The 23053-nt window shown below is 59.4% G+C and carries 21 protein-coding genes, 1 tRNA gene and 1 pseudogene; 7 read left to right on the top strand and 16 right to left on the bottom strand.

What is annotated here, in order from left to right:
- Nucleotides 1-506 precede the first annotated feature (506 nt).
- Complete coding sequence (locus tag ACOWVD_RS19705) at nucleotides 507-1256, top strand: NAD-dependent epimerase/dehydratase family protein (protein ID WP_004934095.1); 750 nt, start codon at nucleotides 507-509, stop codon at nucleotides 1254-1256.
- Between the two features lie 33 nt (nucleotides 1257-1289).
- Here ACOWVD_RS19705 and ACOWVD_RS19700 read toward each other — a convergent pair whose 3' ends face one another.
- On the bottom strand, nucleotides 1290-2456 hold the full coding sequence (locus tag ACOWVD_RS19700; RefSeq protein ID WP_004934092.1) for an MFS transporter: 1167 nt from the start codon (nucleotides 2454-2456) through the stop codon (nucleotides 1290-1292).
- Between the two features lie 364 nt (nucleotides 2457-2820).
- On the opposite strand from ACOWVD_RS19700, the gene ACOWVD_RS19695 reads away from it, so the two are divergent.
- Complete coding sequence (locus ACOWVD_RS19695; RefSeq protein ID WP_197763958.1) at nucleotides 2821-3921, top strand: alkene reductase; 1101 nt, start codon at nucleotides 2821-2823, stop codon at nucleotides 3919-3921.
- Between the two features lie 20 nt (nucleotides 3922-3941).
- On the opposite strand, the gene ACOWVD_RS19690 is transcribed toward ACOWVD_RS19695, so the two are convergent.
- The 7 genes from ACOWVD_RS19690 to ACOWVD_RS19660 form a co-directional block, all read right to left on the bottom strand.
- Entirely contained in the window at nucleotides 3942-4304 is a 363-nt protein-coding gene (locus ACOWVD_RS19690) for a hypothetical protein (protein ID WP_226988573.1), read from the bottom strand.
- Nucleotides 4305-4314: 10 nt separating this feature from the next.
- On the bottom strand, nucleotides 4315-4827 hold the full coding sequence (locus ACOWVD_RS19685; RefSeq protein ID WP_164096026.1) for a DUF962 domain-containing protein: 513 nt from the start codon (nucleotides 4825-4827) through the stop codon (nucleotides 4315-4317).
- Nucleotides 4828-4898: 71 nt separating this feature from the next.
- Complete coding sequence (locus tag ACOWVD_RS19680) at nucleotides 4899-5342, bottom strand: universal stress protein (RefSeq protein ID WP_049242580.1); 444 nt, start codon at nucleotides 5340-5342, stop codon at nucleotides 4899-4901.
- A 21-nt stretch (nucleotides 5343-5363) separates the two neighbouring features.
- Entirely contained in the window at nucleotides 5364-6137 is a 774-nt protein-coding gene (locus tag ACOWVD_RS19675; RefSeq protein WP_015376223.1) for a siderophore-interacting protein, read from the bottom strand.
- Nucleotides 6118-7563: an efflux transporter outer membrane subunit gene (locus ACOWVD_RS19670; protein WP_004934078.1), complete on the bottom strand. Its 1446-nt coding sequence runs from the start codon at nucleotides 7561-7563 to the stop codon at nucleotides 6118-6120. Before ACOWVD_RS19670 ends, ACOWVD_RS19675 begins: the two co-directional genes overlap by 20 nt.
- A complete protein-coding gene (locus ACOWVD_RS19665; RefSeq protein WP_004934076.1) occupies nucleotides 7560-8603 on the bottom strand; it encodes an HlyD family secretion protein in 1044 nt (347 codons plus the stop codon). The genes ACOWVD_RS19670 and ACOWVD_RS19665 overlap by 4 nt, the downstream gene beginning before the upstream one ends.
- A 41-nt stretch (nucleotides 8604-8644) precedes the next feature.
- On the bottom strand, nucleotides 8645-10180 hold the full coding sequence (locus ACOWVD_RS19660) for an MFS transporter (protein WP_164096028.1): 1536 nt from the start codon (nucleotides 10178-10180) through the stop codon (nucleotides 8645-8647).
- A gap of 140 nt (nucleotides 10181-10320) precedes the next feature.
- On the opposite strand from ACOWVD_RS19660, the gene ACOWVD_RS19655 reads away from it, so the two are divergent.
- Together ACOWVD_RS19655 and ACOWVD_RS19650 are read left to right on the top strand one after the other, a co-directional pair.
- Entirely contained in the window at nucleotides 10321-11223 is a 903-nt protein-coding gene (locus ACOWVD_RS19655; RefSeq protein WP_031299766.1) for a LysR family transcriptional regulator, read from the top strand.
- Between the two features lie 228 nt (nucleotides 11224-11451).
- Complete coding sequence (locus ACOWVD_RS19650; RefSeq protein WP_164096029.1) at nucleotides 11452-11811, top strand: TonB family protein; 360 nt, start codon at nucleotides 11452-11454, stop codon at nucleotides 11809-11811.
- A gap of 812 nt (nucleotides 11812-12623) precedes the next feature.
- On the opposite strand, the gene ACOWVD_RS19645 is transcribed toward ACOWVD_RS19650, so the two are convergent.
- From ACOWVD_RS19645 to ACOWVD_RS19620, 6 genes and pseudogenes are all read right to left on the bottom strand, one after another.
- Nucleotides 12624-12896 (bottom strand): colicin immunity domain-containing protein, encoded by a 273-nt coding sequence (locus ACOWVD_RS19645; protein WP_072270057.1) that lies wholly within the window; start codon nucleotides 12894-12896, stop codon nucleotides 12624-12626.
- On the bottom strand, nucleotides 12893-14662 hold the full coding sequence (locus ACOWVD_RS19640; RefSeq protein ID WP_421105746.1) for an S-type pyocin domain-containing protein: 1770 nt from the start codon (nucleotides 14660-14662) through the stop codon (nucleotides 12893-12895). The genes ACOWVD_RS19645 and ACOWVD_RS19640 overlap by 4 nt, the downstream gene beginning before the upstream one ends.
- An 862-nt stretch (nucleotides 14663-15524) precedes the next feature.
- A pseudogene (locus ACOWVD_RS19635) lies at nucleotides 15525-15827 on the bottom strand (hydroxyacid dehydrogenase); the annotation flags it as partial.
- 167 nt (nucleotides 15828-15994) lie between these two features.
- Nucleotides 15995-16089: transfer RNA gene (locus tag ACOWVD_RS19630), tRNA-Sec, on the bottom strand.
- 98 nt (nucleotides 16090-16187) lie between these two features.
- Nucleotides 16188-17531 (bottom strand): esterase-like activity of phytase family protein, encoded by a 1344-nt coding sequence (locus ACOWVD_RS19625; protein WP_021504137.1) that lies wholly within the window; start codon nucleotides 17529-17531, stop codon nucleotides 16188-16190.
- A 75-nt stretch (nucleotides 17532-17606) separates the two neighbouring features.
- Entirely contained in the window at nucleotides 17607-18806 is a 1200-nt protein-coding gene (locus ACOWVD_RS19620) for a cyanate transporter (protein ID WP_031299770.1), read from the bottom strand.
- Nucleotides 18807-18932: 126 nt separating this feature from the next.
- Here ACOWVD_RS19620 and ACOWVD_RS19615 point away from each other — a divergent pair, with 126 nt between their 5' ends.
- A complete protein-coding gene (locus tag ACOWVD_RS19615; protein ID WP_049240351.1) occupies nucleotides 18933-19787 on the top strand; it encodes a LysR family transcriptional regulator in 855 nt (284 codons plus the stop codon).
- Between the two features lie 6 nt (nucleotides 19788-19793).
- Here the strand turns inward: ACOWVD_RS19615 and ACOWVD_RS19610 are convergent, their stop codons facing one another.
- The gene (locus tag ACOWVD_RS19610) at nucleotides 19794-20234 is read right to left on the bottom strand and encodes a DNA-binding protein (RefSeq protein ID WP_164095877.1); all 441 of its coding nucleotides are present in this window, start codon (nucleotides 20232-20234) and stop codon (nucleotides 19794-19796) included.
- Nucleotides 20185-20805 carry a nucleotidyltransferase domain-containing protein gene (locus ACOWVD_RS19605; protein ID WP_164095878.1) on the bottom strand — a complete coding sequence of 207 codons (621 nt, stop codon included), beginning with the start codon at nucleotides 20803-20805 and terminating at the stop codon, nucleotides 20185-20187. Before ACOWVD_RS19605 ends, ACOWVD_RS19610 begins: the two co-directional genes overlap by 50 nt.
- 207 nt (nucleotides 20806-21012) lie before the next feature.
- Here ACOWVD_RS19605 and ACOWVD_RS19600 point away from each other — a divergent pair, with 207 nt between their 5' ends.
- Both ACOWVD_RS19600 and ACOWVD_RS19595 read left to right on the top strand, forming a co-directional pair.
- Complete coding sequence (locus ACOWVD_RS19600; protein WP_342579140.1) at nucleotides 21013-22401, top strand: amidohydrolase family protein; 1389 nt, start codon at nucleotides 21013-21015, stop codon at nucleotides 22399-22401.
- A gap of 100 nt (nucleotides 22402-22501) precedes the next feature.
- Entirely contained in the window at nucleotides 22502-23053 is a 552-nt protein-coding gene (locus ACOWVD_RS19595) for an isochorismatase family protein (RefSeq protein ID WP_004934049.1), read from the top strand.

The following is a 23053-nucleotide window of genomic DNA, read 5'->3' as shown; positions in this document are numbered from 1 at the left end:
AACAACCCTAAATCGGTTGAGTTATGACGTTAACACCGCGGATTTTGCCGGGGCAAGCCTTTGCGTCGGCAAATTGCCGAACTGTGATCGGGCGGGCAAAACCGAACTGAGGTACCAAATAAGGCCTGTCGCCCTCTATCGGCTTCAGCACAGCAGTGATATATCGCGCAGGCGGAATAGAGAGGGGGCGGAATATCGCCCGCTTCAGGCAAAAACATAAGATTAACTAACCTAATAATTCACAGTCAGGCGAAAGCAAAGCGCTCGTCCATCCACTGTCAATCCCCGCTTTTTTGGTCGAAATCGGCAATCCATAAGGCAAATAGATCGCCAAACTTGATTGCGCATCGTTAACATTCCACGATATTCACCTGTGCAAAAATCACCATGCGCAATTGATAATGGTGAAAGAAACATCAGAATGACTAATTAAAACGACTGGACAAAAGTCACGCGGGCGATTATTACTGGTCAACGCGTAATCGATTGTAAGGATGACAGCGACCATGACGTTGCGGACTGAGTTGGGACGGATTCTGATCACCGGCGCCGGCGGCCGGGTAGCCACGGCGTTTCGCCAGGCGATGGGCGATCGCTACGCGCTGCGGCTGGCGGAAAGGGATGTCAGCCTGCTGCGCGATCTGCAGCCCGGCGACGAAGTCATCAGCTTCAACATCGCCGATCTCGACGCCTGCCGCGCGGCCTGCGCCAATATCGACACCGTGTTGCACCTGGCGGCCGATCCCTCCCCCGATGCCGACTTTTGCGGTTCGTTGATGGACAATAATATTCTCGGCACTTTCAATATCTTCCGCGCGGCGAAAGACGCCGGCTGCCGCCGGGTAGTGTTCGCCAGCAGCGCGCAGGCGGTGGAAGGCTATCCGCTCGATTACCAAATCCGCCCGGATGACGCGCCGAAACCGAAAAACCTGTACGGCGCCAGCAAGGCGTTCGGCGAAGGCATCGCCGCCTACTTCGCCCATCAGGAAGGGCTTTCCGCCCTGTCGGTGCGCATCGCCAACTTCACCACCCTCAGCCCGGGCGATCGGCTCAGCGCCCGCGACATGAGCGCGTTTCTCAGCCATCGCGACGCCGCCGATCTGCTGGAGCGCTGCATTCGTGTCGACGGGGTGCAATATGCGGTGGTGCACGGGGTTTCCAATAACCGCTACACGCGTTTATCGCTGGAAGAGACCCGTCGCCTGCTCGGCTACGCCCCGCAGGACGATGCGTTCAGCCTGCTCGGCTTTGAGTGAGCGCGGCGGGGAACCCCGCCGCACGCTGTCGTTTTAACCGTTGGCGTAGGCCACTTTTTCGGCCTGACGGTGGGTGAACAGCACCAGCAGCAGCGCCAATCCGGCAATAATCGCCCCCATCACCGGCACGAAGCTGTATCCCAGCCCGGCGGAGACTACCGCGCCACCGGCGGCGGCGCCCAGCGCATTGCCCAGGTTAAAGGCACCGATATTGACCGAAGACGACAGCCCCGGCGCTTCACTGGCGACACGCATCACGCGCATCTGCAGCGGCGGCACCACGGCAAAGGTCGCTGCGCCCCAAATCACCATGCTGACTGCAGCGCCGATTTCACTGCGCGCCAGGAACGGGATCACCAGCATAATGACCACCAGCAGCAACAGGAAGCCTTTCAGCGTCGCGCTTTCGGAGCGGTCGGCGAACTTGCCGCCGAGATAGTTGCCGATGGAGAAACCGACGCCGATCAACACCAGCATGGACGTCACGAACAGCGGTGTCGCATCGGTGATGTGCTGCAACACCGGCGAGATATAGGTATAGAGCGTGAACATCGCGCCCGCGCCCAGCACGGTCGTCAGCAAGGCGGACAGCACCTGAGGGCGCACCAATACCGACAACTCGCGTTTCACATCAGGACGCGCGCCGGCGCTGCCTTGCGGCAACGAGAACCACAGCCCCAGCATGGCGATCACGCCCAGCCCGGCCGTCGCCAGGAACGACATGCGCCAGCCGATGGTTTCACCCAGCCAGGTCGCGGCGGGCACCCCGCCGATATTGGCGATGGTCAGGCCCATAAACATGGTCGCCACTGCGCTGGCCTGTTTCTCCTTCGGCACCACGCTGGCGGCCACCACCGATCCGAGGCCAAAGAACGCGCCGTGGTTCAGGCTGGTGATGATGCGCGACAGCATCAGGGTGGTGTAGTCAGGCGCAACCGCCGACAGCACGTTACCCAGAGTAAAGATAGCCATCAGGAAGATCAGCGCGCTTCTGCGTGCCCGGTGAGAAAGCAGCAACGTCATCAGCGGTGCGCCGACCATCACGCCGACGGCGTAGGCGCTGATCAACATGCCGGCCATCGGGATGGAGACGTCCACCCCTTTGGCGATGGTCGGCAGCAACCCCATCGGGGAAAACTCGGTCGTGCCGATGCCGAACGCCCCCACCGCCAGGGCTAATAAGGGAAAGTTAATTTTCATTCAACAACTCCGGTTAACCGCTGCCGAAGCGCGGGAAAGTTAAGATGCCAAAAGTATGACATTGATCACACCAAAGATAAGCAGGCGGGAGGCTAAAAGACTTTTGCGATTTTGTTAAAAATCGTGGGGAAAAACAGCAGCCGACTCTATCTCAACCACGCGCCGACAGGCAATAGCCGCCGTCGCCCGAGCGCACATCGGGTTCATTCCCGCCACCGGCGGCAAGCCGGCGGCCACCGCAACTATTGAACACAGAGCAAAAGTGTTTTGTTATTGTGCGCGTTTTTAGAATTAAACGACGAAATATAATGGCCTCAGTAAAACATCAATGCCCTACGGCCCCATTCACACAGAGGGAAGCGCCATGCTTTTTGACTCGTATTCTTTAAGCGGTTTATCGCTGAACAATCGCATCGTCATGCCGCCCATGACCCGCTCTCGAGCCGGCGCCGGCGACGTCGCCACCGACATGATGGCTGAATATTATGCCCAGCGCGCCAGCGCCGGGCTGATCGTCAGCGAAGGCACGCAGATTAGCCAGCAAGGCCAGGGTTATGCCTGGACGCCCGGCATTTACACCCCGGAACACATCGCCGGTTGGAAAAAAGTCACCGACGCCGTACATCAGGCCGGCGGCAAGATCTTCGCGCAGCTTTGGCACGTCGGCCGCGTGTCGCATACCATTCTACAGCCTGGCCACGCCGCGCCGGTCTCCTCCTCCGCCATCCAGGCCGATGGGGTCAAGGTATTTGTGGATGTCGAAGGCCGCGGACCGGAACATGGCGTGGGTGAAATGGTGCAACACTCCGCACCGCGCGCCTTAACGCGGGAAGAAATTCCGGCGATCGTCAATGACTACGCTCAGGCGGCCCGCAACGCCATCGCCGCCGGTTTCGACGGCGTAGAGCTGCACGGCGCGAATGGCTATCTGATCAATCAGTTTATCGACTCGCGGGAGAATCAGCGCGACGACGAATACGGCGGTTCACTGCAAAATCGCCTGCGTTTCCTGCGGGAAGTGGCGCAGGCGGTAGCGGACGCCATCGGCAAAGAGAAACTGGGCGTGCGCCTGGCGCCGCTGACCACCCTGATGGGCTCGCAGGACGATACCCCGGAAGCCACCTATCTGGCGGCGGCCAGCGTGCTGAACGATATCGGCGCCGCTTACATTCACATCGCCGAAGCGGACTGGGATGACGCCCCGGTGATGCCGGCGGCGTTCAAAGAATCACTGCGCCTGATTTTCCGCGGCACGCTGATTTACTCGGGCAAATACACGCGTGAACGCGCTGAAGAAGCGCTGGCCAAAGGCTGGGCGGATCTGATCGGCTTCGGCCGCCCGTTCATCGCCAACCCGGATCTGCCTCACCGCCTGCAACACGGGCTGGCGCTGAATGCGCCCATTAAAGAGAAATTCTTCGGCGGCAGCCGGGAAGGCTACACCGATTACCCGGCGATCGGGTAACGATCGCCGACAACGCCGGCTCAAGCCGGCGTTATTTTTTTCTGTGCTTCGATCCAGTCAAGAAATTGCATCATTCTGTCGCTAAAATCCGCGTCATTCGCCTCCCCTGCCGCGTGCGCTAACCAATAGTCCATTTCATCGCGCTGCTCTGCATAAAGCGCCAACAGCTGATCGGCATAGTCGGTTAGCGTTATCGGCCAGAACGGGCTCCCCTCGGCGCGCAACATATTGGTGGCGCGGATCAGCTTTCTGGCCGCTTCGCGCTTTAAGCGCCTCTCATCCGATACCGTCCTTGCCTGCAGCAGTTGCTCCCGATAACGCGCCAACGCGGGCCGTAAATCAGCATTGACCGCCAGCGCGATGCTCCGGCGCCAACGCTTCATCAACGCCACCTCATCCCCTCCCGCTGCGCACTTTGCCCGCGCGCAGTTCGATGTTCCGCTGCAGTTCGCGCAGCCCGCCGGCCAGGAAGCAGGCTTCCGCCAGCACGAACAGCGGGCCGATGATAAGGCCCGTCACGTCGTCCATAAACGCCGGTTTTCGCCCCTCCCAAAAGTGCCCGGCAAACTGAAACAGCCAGCCGATGACGAAGCCGCCGATGCCGACGCTCAACCACGCCGCCGTCGACAGCGACGCCACCCAGGCGCCGAACACGAGGCACAGCAGCAGCAACGCCAGCATCATGATGCCAAGGCGCAGGTTCAGCCGCAGGTAATAGAGCGCCGAGACGATAACCGCCGCGCAGGCCGGCGAAAACGGCAGCCCTCCCGCGCCCCACGCCGGCCGGGAGAGCAGCGCCAGCAGGCTGATGACGATCAGCGGGATACCGATAAAATGCGTGGCGATATTGCGCGCATCGCGGTGATAGGCGGCATAAGCGGCAAGGTGATCTTCCAGACTTCGCATGTTGACCTCCGGTATGTGCGGCCTTCGTCGCCGAACGCGCGCAGCCGCATGCGGCTGCCCTTACCCATAGCTTAGCGCGGGATCACCAATACCGGTTGACCGATCTCATCCAGCAGGCCACGCGTGATGGAAGCGTTCAGCCAGCGCCCCAACGAAGACAGGTGGCGGTGCGAGATGATCAACAGATCGCAGTTGAACAGCGCCATCTGTTCCGGGATCACCTCGATGGGCGACCCCGCGGCCAGCAAGCCCTGGGCATTGAAGCCCTGCTGTTTCAGCGCCCGCGTCACCTGCCCGACCTGCTTTTCCGCCAGCGCTTCTTCCCGTTGGGCGGCGGGATACTCCTCGCGCTCATCGCTGTCGAAACGCAGGCCGCTGCGGCTGAGCGTGAAGGCATTGTCCACCACCGTCAGCACAATCACGCCGCCGATGCTGCCTTGCAGGCGCGCCATAAATTCCAGGGCGTTGCCGCTGTGTTCAAAGCAGTCCACCGCCAATAACACTCTCTCAATCATAACCATCCTCACTCGCCCGAGTTAAATCGCGCCCTTGAAATTGGCTTCGCCCTTTTTCCAATAACCTTTGGCAAACAAGGCGGCGCGGGAAATGCCCATTTCGTTGATAAAACGCGCCTTCAGATAGGCGGCGACCTGATGCTCGCAGGCCAGCCACACCTGCCCTTCGCCGGCCGGCAGCTCGCAATGGCTGACGGCCTGCACCAGCGGGCTGTTCATCACGCTGTCGAAATGTCGGGTGCGGATTTGCCAGCTGTTCACCTGCAAAAAGGAGCAATCGACGTCCTGGATCTCCTGCGCATCGCCCACCTCGGCGAACCACAGCACCGGCAACGGGGCGGAGAGCGAGGCGATAATGGTGCGCATGGCGGGCAGCGCGGTCTCATCACCCAGCAACAGCAGCCAGCGAGTTTGCGGCAACAGCCGAAAGCCGCCGGAGCAAGGGCCGGCGAACCCCAGCTTGTCGCCCGGCATCGCGTCGCGCGCCCAGTTCGACGCCGGGCCTTCGCCGTGCAGCACCATGTCGATATCGAAGGTGCGGGCGAGTTTGTCGATGCCGCTCAGGGTGTAGGCCCGCCCGGCCAGCGTGTCGCGCCACGGGAAGAACACCTTGACCCAGCTGGCCGGCTCCTGCGCGCGCGGATCGGCGATAAACTTATCCACATCGTCGCCGCTCAACGTGATGCGCCTGATCCGAGCGGTGACTTGCCGCACGGCGCTCACCCGGGCCTCTCGTTTGCGGCGGGTGTCCCTTTCCAGCATCTCGTCGACAATCTTATTCAGCGTGTTGTGCATCAGCCTTCTCCTGTGGCGCCGCAGACGGGTAGGTGAGTTCCCAGCCGCCGCCCAGCGCTCGATAGATATTCACCACGGCGATCGCCGTCTCCTCCTCTGAAACAATTTGCGCGGACTGCAGATCCAGCAGCGCGCGCTGCGTGCTCAGAACGTGGATAAAATCGCTGGCGCCGTTCAGATAGCTGTCGCGCGCCAGCGCAAACGCGTGCCGGTTGGCGGCCAGCGCCTCGGCCAGGTGCGTCTGGCGGCGCTGTTGGGCGCGATAGCCGGAAAGCGCGTCGTCGATCTCGTGCCAGGCGCGCAGCACCGTTTGCTGGTAGGCGATGGCCATTTCCTGCTGGCGATATTCGCTCAGGCGTACCCGCTGGGTGATTTTCCCTCCGTCGAACAACGGCAGATACAAAACGGGGCCGATGGCGAAGGTATGCGTGGACCAGCTGCCCATATCCGACAAGGCCAATGCCTGGTAGCCCGCGTTGCCGGTCAGCGTGATGCGCGGGTAGTAGTCGGCGGTGGCGACACCGATCTCGGCGGTCGCCTGATGCAAACGCTCCGCCGCTTCGCGAATATCCGGCCTGCGCAGCGCCAGATCCGACGGCACCCCCATCGGCACCGCGCGCGCCAGCGTCGGCAGCGGCCCCGGCGGCGACAGCATCGCGTTCAGCGCGCCCGGCCGCTCGCCCAACAACAGGCCGATGGCGTTAATCAGCCGTTCTTGCCGGTCGGCCAACGTCGGCAGCAGGGCATCCACCTGCGCCAACTGCACCTGCGCCTGATCGATATCCAGTTCGTTGCCCGCGCCGCTTTGATAGCGGCTTTGCGTCAACTGCAGCGTGCGCAGCGCCGTGGCGCGGTTTTCCTGCGCCACCGCCAGCTGCTGCTGCGTGGCGCGCAGGCGCAGATAGTCGCTCGCCACCTCCGCCGTCACCGACGTCAGCAGCGCGCGCCGATTCTCCTGCGAAGCGGCGAAGCCGGCGCGCGCGCTTTCCGAGGCGCGGCGCAGCTTGCCCCACATGTCCAGCTCCCAGGCGGCGCTGAAGCCGCCGCGCCAGAGGTTGTAATCCGCCTCTCCGCCGTTGCCGGACGGATCCATGCTGCCCACCGAGGTAGCGCGCTGGCGCTGATAGGCGCCATCCAGGCTCAGATCCGGCATCAGCGCCGCCTCCGTCACCCCCAGCAGGGCGCGGCTCTGTTGCAGGCGCGCCGTGGCGAGCTGCAGATCCAGGTTGCCGGCCGCCACGCGCTGCACCAGCTGCGACAGCGGCGCATCGTTGAATATCGACCACCAGGCCACCGGCAATGCCCCGCCGCCGGCCTGCTCACCCCAGCTCTCGGGCAGCGCGCTCTGCGGCCGAGCGTAGTCCGGCCCTACCGCCCGGCAGCCGCTCAGCGCCATCAACAGCAGCGGGATCACGGCTCTGTTCATTGCAGGCCTCCGTCCAGCGTATTGATGCTGACGTCCGCAGACATGCCGACGCGCAGGGCGCTCAACAAGGCGGCATGCTCTTTGTTGATATCAAATACAATTTTCACCGGGATGCGCTGCACGATCTTGGTGAAGTTGCCGGTGGCGTTCTCCGGCGCCACGGCCGCGAAGCTGACGCCGGAAGCCGGCGCGATGCTGTCCACCTGCCCTTTCAGCGTTTGGCCGGGAAAGGTATCGATATGGATGTCTACCGACTGCCCGTGCGCAATGTTTTCCAACTGGGTTTCCTGGTAGTTGGCGATGATGTACAGCTTGTCCTGCGGCACGATGGCCAGCAGCGCATCGCCCGGTTTGACGAACTCCCCGACCCGCAGACTTTTCTTGCCGATCACGCCGCCGATCGGCGCGGTGATGCGGGTGTAAGACAGGTTCAGTTCGGCCATCGCTTTCTTGGCCTGCGCCAGCATCAGCTCGGCATCGCTGTCCGCCAGCTTGGCCTGCAGCACCTGCTCCATGTTTCGCGCCGCTTTGAGCGTCGCCTCCGCCTGCGCCACATTGGCGGAAAGCGTGTGCACCCGCGTTGTCGCCTGCTGCGCCGCCTGCTGCGACCCCGCGCCGCTGCTGGCCATTCTCTGGTAGCGGTTCTGCTCCTGACGCGCAAACGCCAGCTCCGCCTGCGCCGCCTGCCGCTCCGCCAGCGCGGCGGCGATCAGCGCGCTCTGCCGGGTGAGGTTGGCCCTGGCGTCGTCCTGCCGGGCGCGGGCGGATTGCTCCTGCGCCGTCGCCTGCGCAAGGGCAACGTTGAATTCACGCGGATCGATCACCGCCAGCAACTCCCCCTGTTTAACCCACTGGTTGTCCCTGACCAACACCTGCGCAATTTCACCGGCAATCTGCGGAGAAATACGCGAGATATCGGCGCGAATATAGGCGTCGTTGGTATTCTGCTGTGTCTCTTTAATAAAAAACTTATTCATTAATAACCCCAGCGTAATGACGGTAACCGCCAATACGGCGACGGCGACTTTTTTGTTAGCCATAAAAGTGACTCCACTTAATATTTATTTCTGATGATAAAATGTCAGGCGGCGACCGAACGCGGCGGATAAATACGGGTCGGCATAACTAAAATCAGCGCGGTCAGTAATAACGCCAGGCCGGCAACCAACAGATAAAGATCGGCGCTGGCCAGCACGTGGCCCTGCCGGGCGGCAAGCTGCGCCAGCTGCTCCGCCGACCCCGATGCGCTGCTGTAGGCCGAGCCAAAACCGTCGGCGATCGTGCCGGCGTGATAGTCTCCGCGCTGTCGGCTGAGCAGCGCGATGGCGCCGCCGGCCGCGGTGGCGGCGAAGCCCTTCACCGCGTTAAACCAGGCCGCCGCAAACGGCCCGTCGGTCGGCAACAGCCCACCGGTCGCCTGCATCAGCAGGGGGATGATCGCCATCGGTTGCGCGACCGCCTGCAACAGCGCGATAACGCGAAACGTCTCGCCGTTCCATTCCGGCGTCAGCTGGGCGGCCAGCACGCAGGCGGTGGCCATCAACAGCAGGCTGATCGCCAGTACCCAGCGGCAATCCACCCGCGGCGTATTGCAAATAATGGCGACAATCGGCAGCGTAATTAATTGCGGCAACGCCACCCACAGCATTAAGTCGGAAGTTTGTTCCTGACGATAGCCCTGAATCGCGGATAAATATCCCGACGTAATATTGACCAGCGACACCATAATTAACAGCACGCCACCCAGCGTAATTAAGGAGAAAGACAAATTCCTTTTGCTTAATAGCTGCAAATTAAAAAAAGGCAGCGGGTGATACCATTCGTTAATCAGAAATAACGCCAATAATCCGCCGCCGCCCAATAATAAAACGTAGATCAGCGGCGAGTTCAGCCAGTCGAGCCGCTCCCCCTGTGAAATGCCCACCGTCAGCATGCCGAGCGCCATGCCGCCGAGCAGCAGGCCGCGCCAGTTGAACTGCCGCAGGCGCTCCAGCCGCAGAGGATCCTGCGGCAGACCGTAGCCGATACACACAGCGGCAATCGCCATCAGCGGCAGGTTCCAGTAGAAGTACCCACTCCAACTCCAGTGAAAGGCGAAAGCGGCGGCGGTGGCGCCCAGCGTAGCGCTCCATGCCGAGACCCAGCCGTAGGCGCCCAGCCCCAACACCTTGATCAGCGGCGGCATAAAACGCAGCACCACCGTCATCAGCATCGGCGGCAACGCGCCGCCGGCGAAGCCCTGCAGGCTGCGCACCGCCAGCAACACGCCATACTGTTCTCCCAACCAGGGCGTCAGCAGCCCGCCGGCCAGGTAAATGCCGCACATCGTCAACGCCACCCGGCGCAACGAAAAGGTCGGCCAAAAACAGGGCGTGAACCCGGAACCGATCACAAAGCCGGTAACGTAACAGGTGGTCAGCCAACTGCCGGCATCGAAACTCAGCAGCATGCCGCCCTGTATATCCGCCAGCGCGAACTTGCTGGCGTTTTCCCCCACGCCGCTGGCCATCACCGCCAAAAACACGCCGAACAACCCCAGCCAGGTGCGGCCGTTGATTTCGCCGGCGCTGGCGAGCCATCGATTTTTGTGGTGCGGCGTAACAGACACCTCAACCATTCCCCACTCCTGCTGTTTCAGCCTCAATCTTTGTTGTCGTGGGCAGTATCCGGACTTATTTCGATTGTTTAAAATGAAATGATGTAATTAACTAATTGCACAAAACGCAATCCATTGAACGCACCACCACCGGAGAGGCCATGCCGCAAAAAATTGATTTCAACCTGATCTATGCGCTGAATCTGCTGCTGGAAGAAGGGAGCGTGAGCGGCGCCGCCGAGAAGATGAATCTGAGCGCGCCGGCGATGAGCCGCATTCTGGGGCGCATCCGCCGGCAGTTCGACGATCCGATCATGGTCAGGGCCGGCAAACATCTGGTGCCGACGCCGCGCGCGCTGGAGTTGAAACGCCAGCTCGGCGAGATCATCGAGCAGGCCGCCGCGCTGATCGCACCGAATGATGCGTTCGAACCCGGCAAGCTGACCCGAACCTTCACCATTCGCGCCAACGACATTTTTATCGGCGCGCTGGCGGGCGGCTTGCTGGAGACGCTGCGGGACATGGCGCCGTTAAGCGGCCTGAAGTTTATCGCTGAAAGCGACGGCGAGGATGACGCGCTGCGCAGCGGCAAGGTGGATCTGGTGATCGGTTCCTCGCGCGACTGGCACCCGGAAATCAAGACGCAGAGCCTGTTCACCAGCACCTTTCAGGCGCTGGTGCGCCCTGGGCACCCAATCATCGGCCGGGTAACGCCCGAAACCCTGACTCATTACCCGCATATCAGCGTCTCCCGCCGTGGGCGCACGCAGGGGCCGATCGACGACGCGCTGCGCGATCTCGGCCTGCAGCGCAACGTCGCCCTGACCCTGCCGGGCTTCCACTCGGCGATGATGCTGACCATGAAATCGGACTTTATCCTGCCGCTGCCGCGCCACGTACTGCAGGGGGTGAGCAACATCCACCTGCCGTTGGCGGAGATCGAGCTGCCGCTCGAGCTGGAATCGGTGTTTATCGTGCAGGCCTGGCACCCGCGCCTGGATCGCGATCCGGCGCATCGCTGGCTGCGGCAGACCATCAAGCAGTTCTTTTTGCAGAGGGAGTGAGGGGGTTAGGTGTTGGGGAGAGAAGACGCTCGCGGCAGAACCCAAATACGCCTGCCAGATAAGCCGGTAATATGGCATTTTGCCGAAGCCCTGCGCATACTCGGTATATTCGATGAAAGCATTAATTATTCAATTAGTTAAAAAATCAGTATCTTGAGTTCCGCTCTATTAGGAGGAGCTCACGGTCTTACATTGTATTTGCTATCTTTTTAACCAATGGATTATGACATGAGAAAACATACGTTTGTCGCCCTCCTGCTACTGTGTTTGACGCCTGCGCTGGCGCTCGGTGCCGCACCGTCCCCCAAAGCTCTCATTAAAACGGCTCCCGTTTACCCTGAACAGGCCCTGTTGAAAAACACCAATGGCATCGTCAAGGTGAAATATGATATCGAGCACGACGGCACGGTCAGCCATGTGCGTATTATGCAGGCGAAACCCGCCGGGATCTTTGACGAGCCGGTGCTGACTGCCATGAAAAGCTGGCGCTTTGAACGCGGTCAGCCAGTGAAGGATCGTGAATTTACTTTTAACTTCACCACCAAACCGCACAACTCAGTCTATGGCAATGGGGTTCCGTTTCGCTGATCGTACGCTAAATTTTCTCTACCCACACAAGCCGTGCTCTCACAAAAGGAAGGAAGCAAATTACCCCTACCGGACATCACAGGAGTCGCATTTGATAGCCAATTCATTTGAATTTACTCAGTTTTATCAAGTTAGATTTTGAACCATGCCCCCTATTATGCCCCCAAATGATTTTACTTGTGGGGTTTAAGGGTCAGTTTGGATATCGAAAATTATTGTACGTTAAGCTCATATTTTGACCGTTCGATTTTAGCTAATTGAAGGCGTGATAAATCCCCTGTTAGGTTTCAGCCCTCTATCTTGTCGGTATTCCTCACCTTATGACGACAACTTCTTCGGTTTCAAAGGCGCTTGAGGCTTATGAAGAGAAACCAACAATGGCAATGTAACAATTTTTTAATATGCACATTTAATGCTATCTGTTGTCATGTCGGCGAGTTTATTCAGGGGTTTGAGGGCCAATGGAACGCGATTGTACGTTAGCGAAGTAACTATCTGATATATAAAAATAATAGGCATAGAAAAATGCCCTTAAAATGGTGTCTTTTTAATCGAAAATTGGCATTTAACGGACAGCGTTGTCTGCTAATCGATTTTTCAGACGTTCATTTTTAGCTTGCCGCACGTTTTCGTACGGTTGCCCCTCAAACCCCAAGGACATCTGAGGCCGTTAAAAGCGGCGTCAAAGGCAGAAAATATCTTAACGTGAGTTTTCGTTCCACTGAGCGTCAGGCCCCGTCTCCCCCCATCGAATTGCATGCATAAAAAACGCCACCCGTTCGGATGGCGCAAAGAACATATTCAAAGAATTCTCAGATGAATTTAAATTTTCTCAATGTTACTTCAGCTTCTTTTTTCAGCGTTTTTTCATCAATTTCAATTGATGAACGATCAGGATCTGATGTGTACCGCTCAGCCAGATCAAAAATTTCGTATAAACACCCACTAATCTCCTTGCTATCCTTTGCCAGTACCCCTGAATTACCCTCATCTCGCCATAACTTAAAAAAGCGAGATTCAAAATCTTCAGGTGAAACCTTGGATGACACTAAATCTTTCGTCAAATCAATTAATTTAATACTCATTTCAAACTCCCCGTTTTAATGTAAACCTCATATTGCGGTGTTCCCACAGTTAAATGCCACCCAGATATAAAGTCACCATTTTCCTTCAAAATAACGACGTTATTTGTTTTTGGATTAAAGAATACTTTTGATCCTTTTTCATGAAGGTAAGTCCCTTTCTCCACAGTTCCTTTATCCGCCAAATGCGCCTCAATAGCATCCCTGAACTTAGTCAACGTTTCACGATTTTTCTTCGTGTCACTAACCCCAAAATCACTAGCATGTTTGAGGTATTTTCTATCCAATTGTTTACGTGTAAATCGTCCAGAATCAAGCGGATCACTCAGCACCACATACACCGGCTCTACACCTGTTCCGGCCGCGTCCGGACGCCAGTAGATAAAATCCTGTAGTCCGTTGTGGTCTGCGACCGGCGTCGTGGTCACCGTGATGGTGTCCATCGGTTTCACTTCCGTGCCAGTATGGACGGGGGTCACTGGGACCGGAGGCGGTGGTGTGCCGGTATTTGACGGCTCTGAGGGCGGCTGAGCCGGGTTAATCAGGATGGTCCGCGCAGGGACGCCTGCACCGGCAATTGCCGGAACGGTAATACGGTCCAGACCTGTTTTCGGATCACGCACCCCCGTCAGCACCTGCACCGCCGCCGGAATACCGCCGTTACCGGTTTTCAGCAGCTGCAGCGCCAGTTGCCCATTGCTCTTCACCAGACTCCCACGCGCCGGCATATTCACGGTTTTCATCCCGGCCTCTATCGCCTTCGCATCCGCCAGAGCCCGCGCCGGAAACGCAAACAGCGCAGGAACGTCGCGCCCTGGAACTTGATCACTACCCTGACCAGCAGGTTTTGAATGGAACCAAAGAGTCGCCATCGATGCCTTAAGAAGCCCCGGACTGACCGCCGGAACGGACAGTTTGGACAGCGCATTACTGAACCAGTTGGTAATACTGCCTGCCACATTACCGGCAGCTGTCCACACTCCAGCTCCAGCCAACGCTATCTGCGCCGTCCCCGGCGTCTGATTCAGCACCATAGCGCCCGGCGCTTTGAGCGCCTTATTCGCTTCTGCTACCATCGCCGGTGTATACACGGGAGCGGGTTTCACCCCGGCTTTGTCGAACAAAGCCTTACGGGCTTCCTCGGCCTTACGGGCTTCCTCGGCCTTGCGGGCTTCCTCGGCCTTGCGGGCTTCCTCAGCCTTGCGGGCTTCCTCGGCCTTGCGGGCTTCCTCGGCCTTGCGGGCTTCCTCGGCCTTGCGGGCTTCCTCAGCCTTGCGGGCTTCCTCGGCCTTTCGGGCTTCCTCGGCCTTGCGGGCTTCCTCGGCCTTTCGGGCTTCCTCGGCCTTGCGGGCTTCCTCGGCCTTTCGGGCTTCTGCTTCGGCTTTCGCTCTTGCCTGCGCGTCCAGTTCCCGTTGCAACCCTTCGTTACGTTGCCCGCTGAATACATGGAGAAGTGGCGCAAACCGCTGCATGTATATTCTTTTTGCGTTCGCACCATCGCCTCGACGACAGGCATCCAGCAATTCACGATAATGCTTGTCGTTTTTTATATATGGGCAATTTTTCTTTCCGCAGATAAAACAAATATTATTGGCCAGACATTCTTTGACTTTTTCATCCAACCCAGGGATCGGAATTGCAGTGACTGTCAGGGTCTCCTCTCCATTTTCCCAACTCCAAGATCCGTTTTGCCAATATAATCCAGGTTCAGGTGCCACCCCGTTATTATAATTATACGGATCGTATTTAACTTCCCATTTATGCTCCATAAAATCTCCTTTTTGATATCTGTCATTTTGCACACAAACACTGTGTTTATATATAGTGTTTGATGCTAAACCCTCCTCTCAAACCCGTCAATCAAATGATAATCATTCTCATATGTGCTAAGCGTGACACAAAAAAGCAGCCGCCTGCGACAGCTGTCACACTGACAAATGTGGGTTAATCCCGGCTGCGCGTCCGTTCCCACTCCAGCTTCTGCAACCAGTCATACTCCCGGAGGATATTCTGAAGGGAGAGTAGAGAGCATTAAATTTCAGCTTAAACAATTAATTATCTACTTAACGTACGTTTTCGTTCCATTGGCCCTCAAACCCCATTCACCCCAAACCTCCTCTCTGTTTTGTTTGATATACAGCACAACAACCAGCTGGGTTAATGGCATGTAAACTCCTTTAACTCTCGCTAAAAACAGGATGTGCATACAGTGTTTGTATGCGATTTCAACAGGAGATGAGTTATTAGTGGTGGTGATGGTAAAGACAGCCGCGGTCCTGGCGGTGGGGTGAATAGTGGGCCGACGGAGTTGGGTGGAGGTGTGGATGCATCCGATCACTCTGGCTGGAGCTCGGAGAATAACCCATGGGGAGGTAAGAATAAGGACACTGGCGGGCATACTGGTGGTGGCAACAATGGTGGGGACAGGGATCCCGGGAGCAACGTTAACCTGAGTCTGTTTCCGGAAGCACAAGCGTCTGTAGCGGTGGGGGCACAATTCAATCTTTCGTTGATCGACGGTGCGTGGGGATTCAGTCTGCTGAAATCCCAAACGGTGCAATCGTTTATCACGAAATCAATAGCCAAACAAAGTGAAAACACTCGGTATCCCTACGGTTGGAACACTGTGGCGCGGTAGCCAACAGCGAGTATTAACGGCAGGCTAAGATATTGAACTTTATAGTTTTTCCCGTCGCTGGCAGTTGTTCGGTAAAACCGAACAACTGAATTTTCGACCCGTTCACCTTCTGCAAAGATATGCTTTATGTGTTCGCTGATAGTCGCTTTAGCTTTGCCGTACAGTTCGCAGATCATTGTCTGGGATAGCCACAGAGTATCGCTTTCAAAGCGGCATTCAACGCGCACCTTTCCATCACCGCTGGCAAACATGACAAATTCACCTGCCGGGGATTGGGCTAAATGTTTCTCTGTCATGCCGCCTCCGCTTTAATCTAACTTACCGTGCAATAATGTCCTTGTATGTCAGAGAAACCCATCGAAGCTCATTATCCGAATAACGGTTGTTTCCCCAAAAAATTCCTGGAAGCTGATTCGCTCGGATATTATTTCGTTGAATTCAAGAAAGTGTGGAAACAGTAAGGTGGCGGAAGATCACAGGAGTCGAACCTGCCCAGGACCGCTGGCGGCCCCAACCGGATTTGAAGTCCGGCCGCCCCACCGGGGACGAGGATCTTCCTTGGAGAAGAGGGAAGCAAGGCGCTGATTATAGCGCAGTTCGTTCGCTGCGCTAAGCAGGAAATGGCGGCCGCCGGCGATTCGGCGGCCGGGGGGGAGCTACTTCAGAAAATCCTTCACGTCCAGCAGGATGAATTCGTTGTCATCCGCCATATTGGGCTGGCGGCTGGAGGAGAACGGGAAGTTGTTGTCGTTGCCGACGATGATGTGGTTGGCGTCCACCACGTCCACGTTCTCGATGGTGAAGAACGGGAAGGTCAGCACGCCGTCGTTCAGCGGCTTGCGCGCCAGCTTGTTCGGATCCTGAATGTTCATCAGGTCGATATAGCCCAGTTTTTCGACCGGTTTGCCGACGTTAGCGTCCGAGAAGGCGATTTTATACACTCTCTTGAACTTGGCCACCTGGCTGAAGCAGTTGTCGGTCGGCGCGCCGGCGGCGCAGGCTTTGTCCGGCGTGCCTTCGCCGTTGTCGCGCTCGATCACCAGCCCGTGGGTGGCGTCGATCATGTTGAAGTCGCCGATGGCGTTCTGGTTGTCTTCCAGCACGTACTGCCAGCTGCGGCCGGTCCAGGCCTGCCGTTTGACGTCAAACTCCAGCACCCGCAGGTAGCGTTTGCCGCCGACGTTCTCGAACTGCTCGCCGTCCCACAACGCCCCTTCCAGCAGCGGGTACAGCTTGCTGCCGTCCGGCGAGGCGGCCATGCCTTCAAAGCCCTTGGAACGCGCCACCTGGAAGTTTTGCTTGCCGTCCGGCGCGCCCGGCAGGGTCAGCGTCGGGTTGTCCGGCGATTTCACTACTTTGCCATCCACCTGGGTGTCGAACACCGCCAGCACTTTGCCGTTCAGGTCGGCCTTGATCAGGTAAGGCCCAAATTCTTCTCCGATCCATAAGGCATCGTCGGCAAACTGGAAGCTTTCCGGATCGAAATCGCTGCCGGTCAGATAGCGCTGCTCGGTGCTCTCGTTGATGATGTGGAACGGTACCTTTTTATCCGGATCGTGCAGGAACACTGTCTTCAGCGGCGCAACCGTGCCGTCTTTGAAATCGATCTTGTAGTGGTTGAGGTACAGCATGGCGTCCGGGGAGTTGGCCTTGCTGCCGAAACCGTTGTCGGTCAGCACCCAGTAGGTGCCGTCGGGCATGTGTTTGATGCCGGAGTGGCCCTGCAGCGGCTGGCCGTTGATCGGCAGGCCGATCCCGGTCAGGCGGTCGGCCGATTTGCCCGCCACGCTGCCCAGCTCGGTGACGCGTTTGCCGCTGGTGTATTTGCCGCTCTGTTGCAGATCGCTCGGTGCATCTTTCGGCGTGGAAACGGCGGATTTTACCGGCAGCAGCGCATGCCCGGCCAGCGTCGCCTGCACCGGCTGCGCCTCGGCCCACAGGTTGGCGCTCAGCGCCATGCAGCCGACCAGCAGCGCCAGCCGGGTTTTGGTGTTGTGCATGTCATTGTCCCTTTTCGTTGTTATCGCCCAGAAGTAAAAGCAACGTCACTATAGGGAGCGGCAATGACAGAAATATTATTCGGCGAACGCCCGCCGGTAGCTGTGCGGGTGGAAGCGCCAGGTAATGGCGATCAGCACCACCACCAGCAGCGCATGGATTTGCCAGTCCAGCACGAAGCCGCCGCTGTAGTCGCGCAGCAGGCCGGAGAGGTAGGGCGTGACGCCCGCCAGCAGGAAGCCGACGCCCTGCATAAAGGCCACCAGCCGCCCTGCCGCCGCCGGCTGGTGCAGGTGATCGAGCGCCAGCACCAGGCACAGCGGGAACGCGCCGCCCAGCCCCAGCCCGGAAACCAACACCCACAGCCACGGCAGCGTTTGCGGCAGGTAAATCAGGCCGATAAAGCCGATCAGTTGCATCATCAAGGCCAGCAGCAGCAGCGGCCGCCGGTCATGATTGCGCGCCAGCGCCGGCAGCAGCAGCGCGCCCATCACCTGGCCGAAGGTCATCAGCGCCAGCAGCGAACCGCTGGCCTGCGGCTGCCAGCCGAGCTGCATGTAATACGGCGGCAGCCAGGCGATCAGGCTGGTATAGCCGCCGTTGATCAGGCCGAAATAGGCGCCGAGCAGCCAGGCGCGCCGGTTGCGCAGCAGGCTTGGGCCGCGGTGTTCTCCCGCCGCGCCCAGGCGAGACAGCCCGCGGCTGACCGGCCACCAGGCCAGCAGCGCCACCAGAGCCGGCAACGCCCACCAGGCCAGCGCGCTGTGCCAGTCATGCCCCGCGCTCATCAGCCATGGGGTGATCGCCGCACCCAGCCCGCCGCCGCCCATCAGCGCCGCCGACCACAGCCCGGCCACCAGCGCCATGCTTTTAAGGAAGTGATGCTTGATGATGCCGGGCATCACCGCCTGGATCACCCCGATGCCGAGCCCGCCCAGCACCGCGCTCATCAGCAGTTGCACGCTGCCGGGGGCCAGTTCGCGCCAAAGCGCGCCCAGCCCGATCGCCAGCAGGCTCAACGCCACGGCGCTGCGTTCGCTGAACAGTCGGTTGATGGCGCCGCCCGCCAGCGCCATCAGCCCCATCATCAGCACCGGCAGCGTGGTCAGCAGCGCCGCGCCGCCAAAACTCAGCCCGGTGGCCTGGCGCAACGTCGGCAGTAACGGGCCGATCGAAGTCAACAGCGGCCGCATGTTCAGGCCGATCAACACCAGCGCCAGCAACAAAGGATTGAGCCAGCGACGTGGAGAAGGTGAATTAACAGAATGATTTAACAAGGTATATTCCTGGTACTGCGAAATGAAGAGTGCGGCGTCACAGTGCGATCGCCGCAGCGTTGCGTTACTGTAGGTAACGTCGCTAGTATTGGGAAATTAAATAATAAAATAGCCAACAGTGGGAAAATGAATCGCTACCCGATGTTCAATCCGCAGCTGCTGCTCAGCTTCGTCGCCGTGTGCGACAGCAACAGCTTCACCCGCGCCGCAGAGCGGGTGTTCTTGTCGCAGTCCACCGTCAGCCAGCAGGTGCGCCGGCTGGAAGAGATGCTGGGCAAGCCGCTGTTTGAACGCTCCTCGCATCAGGTGCTGCTGACCGAAGAAGGCGTCAAGTTGTTGAGCTACGCGCGCCGCATCATCGCGCTGAATGAAGAAGCCCACGACGCGCTGACCGGCATCTGGCGCGACGGCGTGCTGCGGATCGGTATGCCGGAAGATTTCGCCGTGCCCACCACCGAGCTGCTGGCGGAATTCAGCCGCGAGCACCCGCACCTGCGGCTGGACGTCGCCAGCGGCCTGAGCGCCGATCTGCACAGCGCCTACGCGCGTGAAGAGCTGGATCTGATCCTGGTGAAGCAGCGCCGCCGGCAACCGCCGCGCGCCGCGCGGCCGGAACCGCTGCTGTGGCTGGACAGCCTGGCCTTCCCGGCCATCGAGCAATCGCCGGTGCCACTGGCGGTGTTTCCGCTCAGCGGCCTGTACCGCGACGAGCTGTGCCAGGCGCTGGACAACCTCGGCAAACGCTGGCGCATCGGCTACAGCAGCGCCAGCCTGGCGGCGTTAACCGCCGCCTCCGCTGCCGGGCTGGGCGTCACCCTGCTGCCGGCCGGCTGCCGTCTGCCCGCGCATCGGGTGCTGGGCGAAGCCGAAGGATTGCCGCCGATAGACAGCTTCGAACTGGCGCTCTACTACCGCGACGGCGCCCCCGCCGCCACGCTGGCGCTGGCCCAGCGGCTGGCGGTGTTTTGCGGGTTGAAGTGAGATCGCTTACGCCACTATCGGCGGGTATTCACGCTGCAGCCAGTCGATAATCCGTACCCACAGCGCTTTGGTCTGCTCAAGGCAAGCCTGTACCGCCGCGTCCGTCACCAAATCGCCGGAGTAATCCGCCACATTGCGCTGTTTTCGCAATGCATCCAGGCAGATCATTGCCTCGCGCGGCAACCCTACGGTGAGCGGCAACGTTTGGATCATGGTCTGGTGATGACCGGGTTTGCTGGTCAGCGTACGGTACCCCTTGGCTTGTAAAGCGGCATTAGCCATTTGCATGATCACCTTATATGCCGTGTCGAAACGGCTCTCATTGCTGAGCTGAGTGATACCCGCATCGCGTCGGTTGCGCGCGGCGGCGGCCAGCAATTTTTTAATCGCCCCTGCGTCAGGCGTTATCACCTCCAGTCCCAGCCCGACCAGATTGTCCAGCGTCATCCTTGTCTCCCGCAATCCAAAGTTGGGGTTTCTGCATAATGTCCTGTATAAACGCGGAGTTCTCGACCAAAGCCGCCCGCCACTCTTCCGGCGAGTACAGTTTGGGGTTAATTTCCCGACCCAGCGTTTCCTGCAGCGGGTAAACCGCCTGAACCACATCCGCAAAAGACAGTTTACCGACGATCAACACATCGATATCACTGGCCGCCGTCGCTTTGCCACTGGCGACGGAACCAAAAATAAAGGCCCGTTCAATAGCTGCGCCAAACTCTGCCAATGTCTGCCTTAAGCGCTCCGCCGGCCCGCAAACCTTGCGGAAAATAGCCGCCAGCTCTGGGAAAATCAGGCAATCAGCGTTGGCCTGATAGCAAATTTGGTTGCCCTGCCGCTGCCTGAGCAAAATGCCCCCCTCAGCCAGCCTGCTCAACTCTTTATGTAAAGTCCCGGCCTGAGTTGCGGTACGCCGCGCAATTTCCCGCACGTGAAACGCTCGCCCGGGCTCAATAAACAGCAGGCTTAGCACTTTTCTACGGTATTCGCTGAACAGCAGTTCGAGCATCGGATCGTGCATCACGCTAACCTCAATGTAGCTTTAATGACTACAAATGTAGCTATTAAAGCTACGAAAGAGCAAGCCAGGAAAGCCATTCAACCGATGGGCGCCGGTCATTACCAAATCGAATAGTCACCAGTGGCAAATGTCGCTGCCAACCGGCCGCTTCCTCTCCTAAATTGGGGGATGTTTTCACTCCCTCACCTCTGGATTAAGGAACCGAACGTGGAAAACCCTCAACAACCGGGCCGCAGAGCCTTCCTCAGCCAAACCGGCAAACTCACCACCGCCTGCGCGGTGATCGGCCTGACCGGTGGCGTGGCACAGGCCGCGTCTCCTGGCGGCGAGCAGTGTGCGCCAACGCCGATGACCCTGACCGATCGCCACTACTGCCTGAGCGAGGTGCGGCTGGAAGACGGCTTTGAATACGACGGCGACACGGTGATCGGCACCCGCACCGCGCTGTACACGCTTGAGATCAAAGACGGCAAGATCGCCGCCATTCACGCCGCCAACGCCGCGTTGCCCGCCGGCGTGCCCCGCTATCAGGCACAGGGCCGGCTGCTGCTGCCGGCGTTTCGCGATATGCACATCCACCTGGACAAAACCTTCTACAGCGGCCCGTGGCAGGCGCCGCGCCCGCGCCAGGGCAAAACCATCATGGACATGATCGCGCTGGAGCAGACGCTGATCCCGAAACTGCTGCCCACCTCGCAGCAGCGGGCGGAAAATCTGATCGCCCTGCTGCAGTCCAAAGGCAGCACCGTGGCGCGCAGCCACTGCAATATCGATCCGGTCAGCGGCCTGAAAAGCCTGGAGCACCTGCAGCGCGCGCTGGAAAACCACCGGGCGGACTTCAGCTGTGAAATCGTCGCCTTCCCGCAGCACGGCCTGCTGCACTCCAAAGTCGATGCGCTGATGCGCGAAGCGATGCAGATGGGCGTGCAGTACGTCGGCGGGCTCGATCCGACCAACGTCGACGGCGCGATGGAGAAATCGCTGGACGCCATGTTCCAGATCGCCCTCGATACCGGCAAAGGCGTGGATATCCACCTGCATGAAACCAGCCCGGCCGGGGTCGCCGCCATCAACTACATGATCGCCACCGTGGAGAAAAACCCGGCGCTGCGCGGCAAGGTCACCATCAGCCACGCTTTCGCCCTGACCACGCTGACGCCGGGCGAACTGGCGGAAACCGCCACCCGGCTGGCGGCGCAGCAGATCACCATCGCCTCCACGGTGCCGATCGGCAGCCTGATGATGCCGCTGCCGCAGCTCAGCGAGAAAGGGGTGTTCGTGATGACCGGCACCGACAGCGTGATCGACCACTGGTCGCCGTTCGGCACCGGCGACATCCTGGAAAAGGCCAACCTGTACGCCCAGCTGTACCGCGGCTCCGACGAGTATCACCTGTCGCGCGCCATGGCCATCTCCACCGGCGGCGTGCTGCCGCTGGACGATAAGGGCCAGCGCGCCTGGCCGAAAGCCGGCGATGCCGCCGAGTTCGTGCTGGTCAACGCCAGCTGTTCCGCCGAGGCGGTCGCCCGCCTGCCGGCGCGCAGCGCCACCTTCCATCAGGGGCGCCTGGTGGCTGGCCAGGTGAGCAAAGCTTAAGGTCGGTCCGCTGTTGTCATCATGATGGCCGTTTTTGGCCTTCTGCCAGAGTAAGGCGCGGCGCAAGATGGTCGCTACACACATTGGCGGAGGGCCGAAAATGTCACAGAGCGCGTTATTGATCATCGATGTCCAGCAATCATTCCAGCACCGTCCATTCTGGCAGGAGGACGATCTGCCGGCGTTTCAACAGGCGCTGACCCGCCTGATCGCGGGCTGCCAGCAACGCGGCGCGGCGCTGGTCGACGTGCTGCACGTCTCGCCGCAGGGGCCGTTCTCGCTGGCTTCAGGCCACGTGCAGCGCCTGCCGTTCCTCACCCACCAGGCGGATATCACCGTGCATAAGCATGTGCACAATGCGCTGACCGAATCCGGCCTCGACGCCTGGCTGCGCGAGCGGGATATCAACCACCTGATCATCTCCGGCATCCGCACCGAACAGTGCTGTGAAACCACCACCCGGGTGGCGTCCGATCTCGGTTATCGGGTGACCTTCGTCACCGAGGCGACGCTGACCTTCCCGATGCGCCATCCCGACGGTGAAGTCTTTACCCCCGCGCAGCTGAAGCGGCATACTGAAACCGTACTGGTCGATCGTTTCGCCCGCATCGCCAGCGTGGATGAGGCGCTGGCGCAACTCGCACAGGAGTAA

The sequence above is a fragment of the Serratia sp. SA088 genome, assembly GCF_049065515.1.
GTDB lineage: Bacteria > Pseudomonadota > Gammaproteobacteria > Enterobacterales > Enterobacteriaceae > Serratia > Serratia nematodiphila.
This window is presented reverse-complemented; position numbering and strand designations above follow the sequence as displayed.

What these genes read in the sequence shown, in the direction of transcription:
- ACOWVD_RS19705 (WP_004934095.1), top strand. Translation starts at nt 507, where the DNA reads ATGACGTTGCGGACTGAGTTGGGACGGATTCTGATCACCGGCGCCGGC.
- ACOWVD_RS19700 (WP_004934092.1), bottom strand. Translation starts at nt 2,456, where the DNA reads ATGAAAATTAACTTTCCCTTATTAGCCCTGGCGGTGGGGGCGTTCGGC.
- ACOWVD_RS19695 (WP_197763958.1), top strand. Translation starts at nt 2,821, where the DNA reads ATGCTTTTTGACTCGTATTCTTTAAGCGGTTTATCGCTGAACAATCGC.
- ACOWVD_RS19690 (WP_226988573.1), bottom strand. Translation starts at nt 4,304, where the DNA reads ATGAAGCGTTGGCGCCGGAGCATCGCGCTGGCGGTCAATGCTGATTTA.
- ACOWVD_RS19685 (WP_164096026.1), bottom strand. Translation starts at nt 4,827, where the DNA reads ATGCGAAGTCTGGAAGATCACCTTGCCGCTTATGCCGCCTATCACCGC.
- ACOWVD_RS19680 (WP_049242580.1), bottom strand. Translation starts at nt 5,342, where the DNA reads ATGATTGAGAGAGTGTTATTGGCGGTGGACTGCTTTGAACACAGCGGC.
- ACOWVD_RS19675 (WP_015376223.1), bottom strand. Translation starts at nt 6,137, where the DNA reads ATGCACAACACGCTGAATAAGATTGTCGACGAGATGCTGGAAAGGGAC.
- ACOWVD_RS19670 (WP_004934078.1), bottom strand. Translation starts at nt 7,563, where the DNA reads ATGAACAGAGCCGTGATCCCGCTGCTGTTGATGGCGCTGAGCGGCTGC.
- ACOWVD_RS19665 (WP_004934076.1), bottom strand. Translation starts at nt 8,603, where the DNA reads ATGGCTAACAAAAAAGTCGCCGTCGCCGTATTGGCGGTTACCGTCATT.
- ACOWVD_RS19660 (WP_164096028.1), bottom strand. Translation starts at nt 10,180, where the DNA reads ATGGTTGAGGTGTCTGTTACGCCGCACCACAAAAATCGATGGCTCGCC.
- ACOWVD_RS19655 (WP_031299766.1), top strand. Translation starts at nt 10,321, where the DNA reads ATGCCGCAAAAAATTGATTTCAACCTGATCTATGCGCTGAATCTGCTG.
- ACOWVD_RS19650 (WP_164096029.1), top strand. Translation starts at nt 11,452, where the DNA reads ATGAGAAAACATACGTTTGTCGCCCTCCTGCTACTGTGTTTGACGCCT.
- ACOWVD_RS19645 (WP_072270057.1), bottom strand. Translation starts at nt 12,896, where the DNA reads ATGAGTATTAAATTAATTGATTTGACGAAAGATTTAGTGTCATCCAAG.
- ACOWVD_RS19640 (WP_421105746.1), bottom strand. Translation starts at nt 14,662, where the DNA reads ATGGAGCATAAATGGGAAGTTAAATACGATCCGTATAATTATAATAAC.
- ACOWVD_RS19625 (WP_021504137.1), bottom strand. Translation starts at nt 17,531, where the DNA reads ATGCACAACACCAAAACCCGGCTGGCGCTGCTGGTCGGCTGCATGGCG.
- ACOWVD_RS19615 (WP_049240351.1), top strand. Translation starts at nt 18,933, where the DNA reads ATGAATCGCTACCCGATGTTCAATCCGCAGCTGCTGCTCAGCTTCGTC.
- ACOWVD_RS19610 (WP_164095877.1), bottom strand. Translation starts at nt 20,234, where the DNA reads ATGACGCTGGACAATCTGGTCGGGCTGGGACTGGAGGTGATAACGCCT.
- ACOWVD_RS19605 (WP_164095878.1), bottom strand. Translation starts at nt 20,805, where the DNA reads ATGCACGATCCGATGCTCGAACTGCTGTTCAGCGAATACCGTAGAAAA.
- ACOWVD_RS19595 (WP_004934049.1), top strand. Translation starts at nt 22,502, where the DNA reads ATGTCACAGAGCGCGTTATTGATCATCGATGTCCAGCAATCATTCCAG.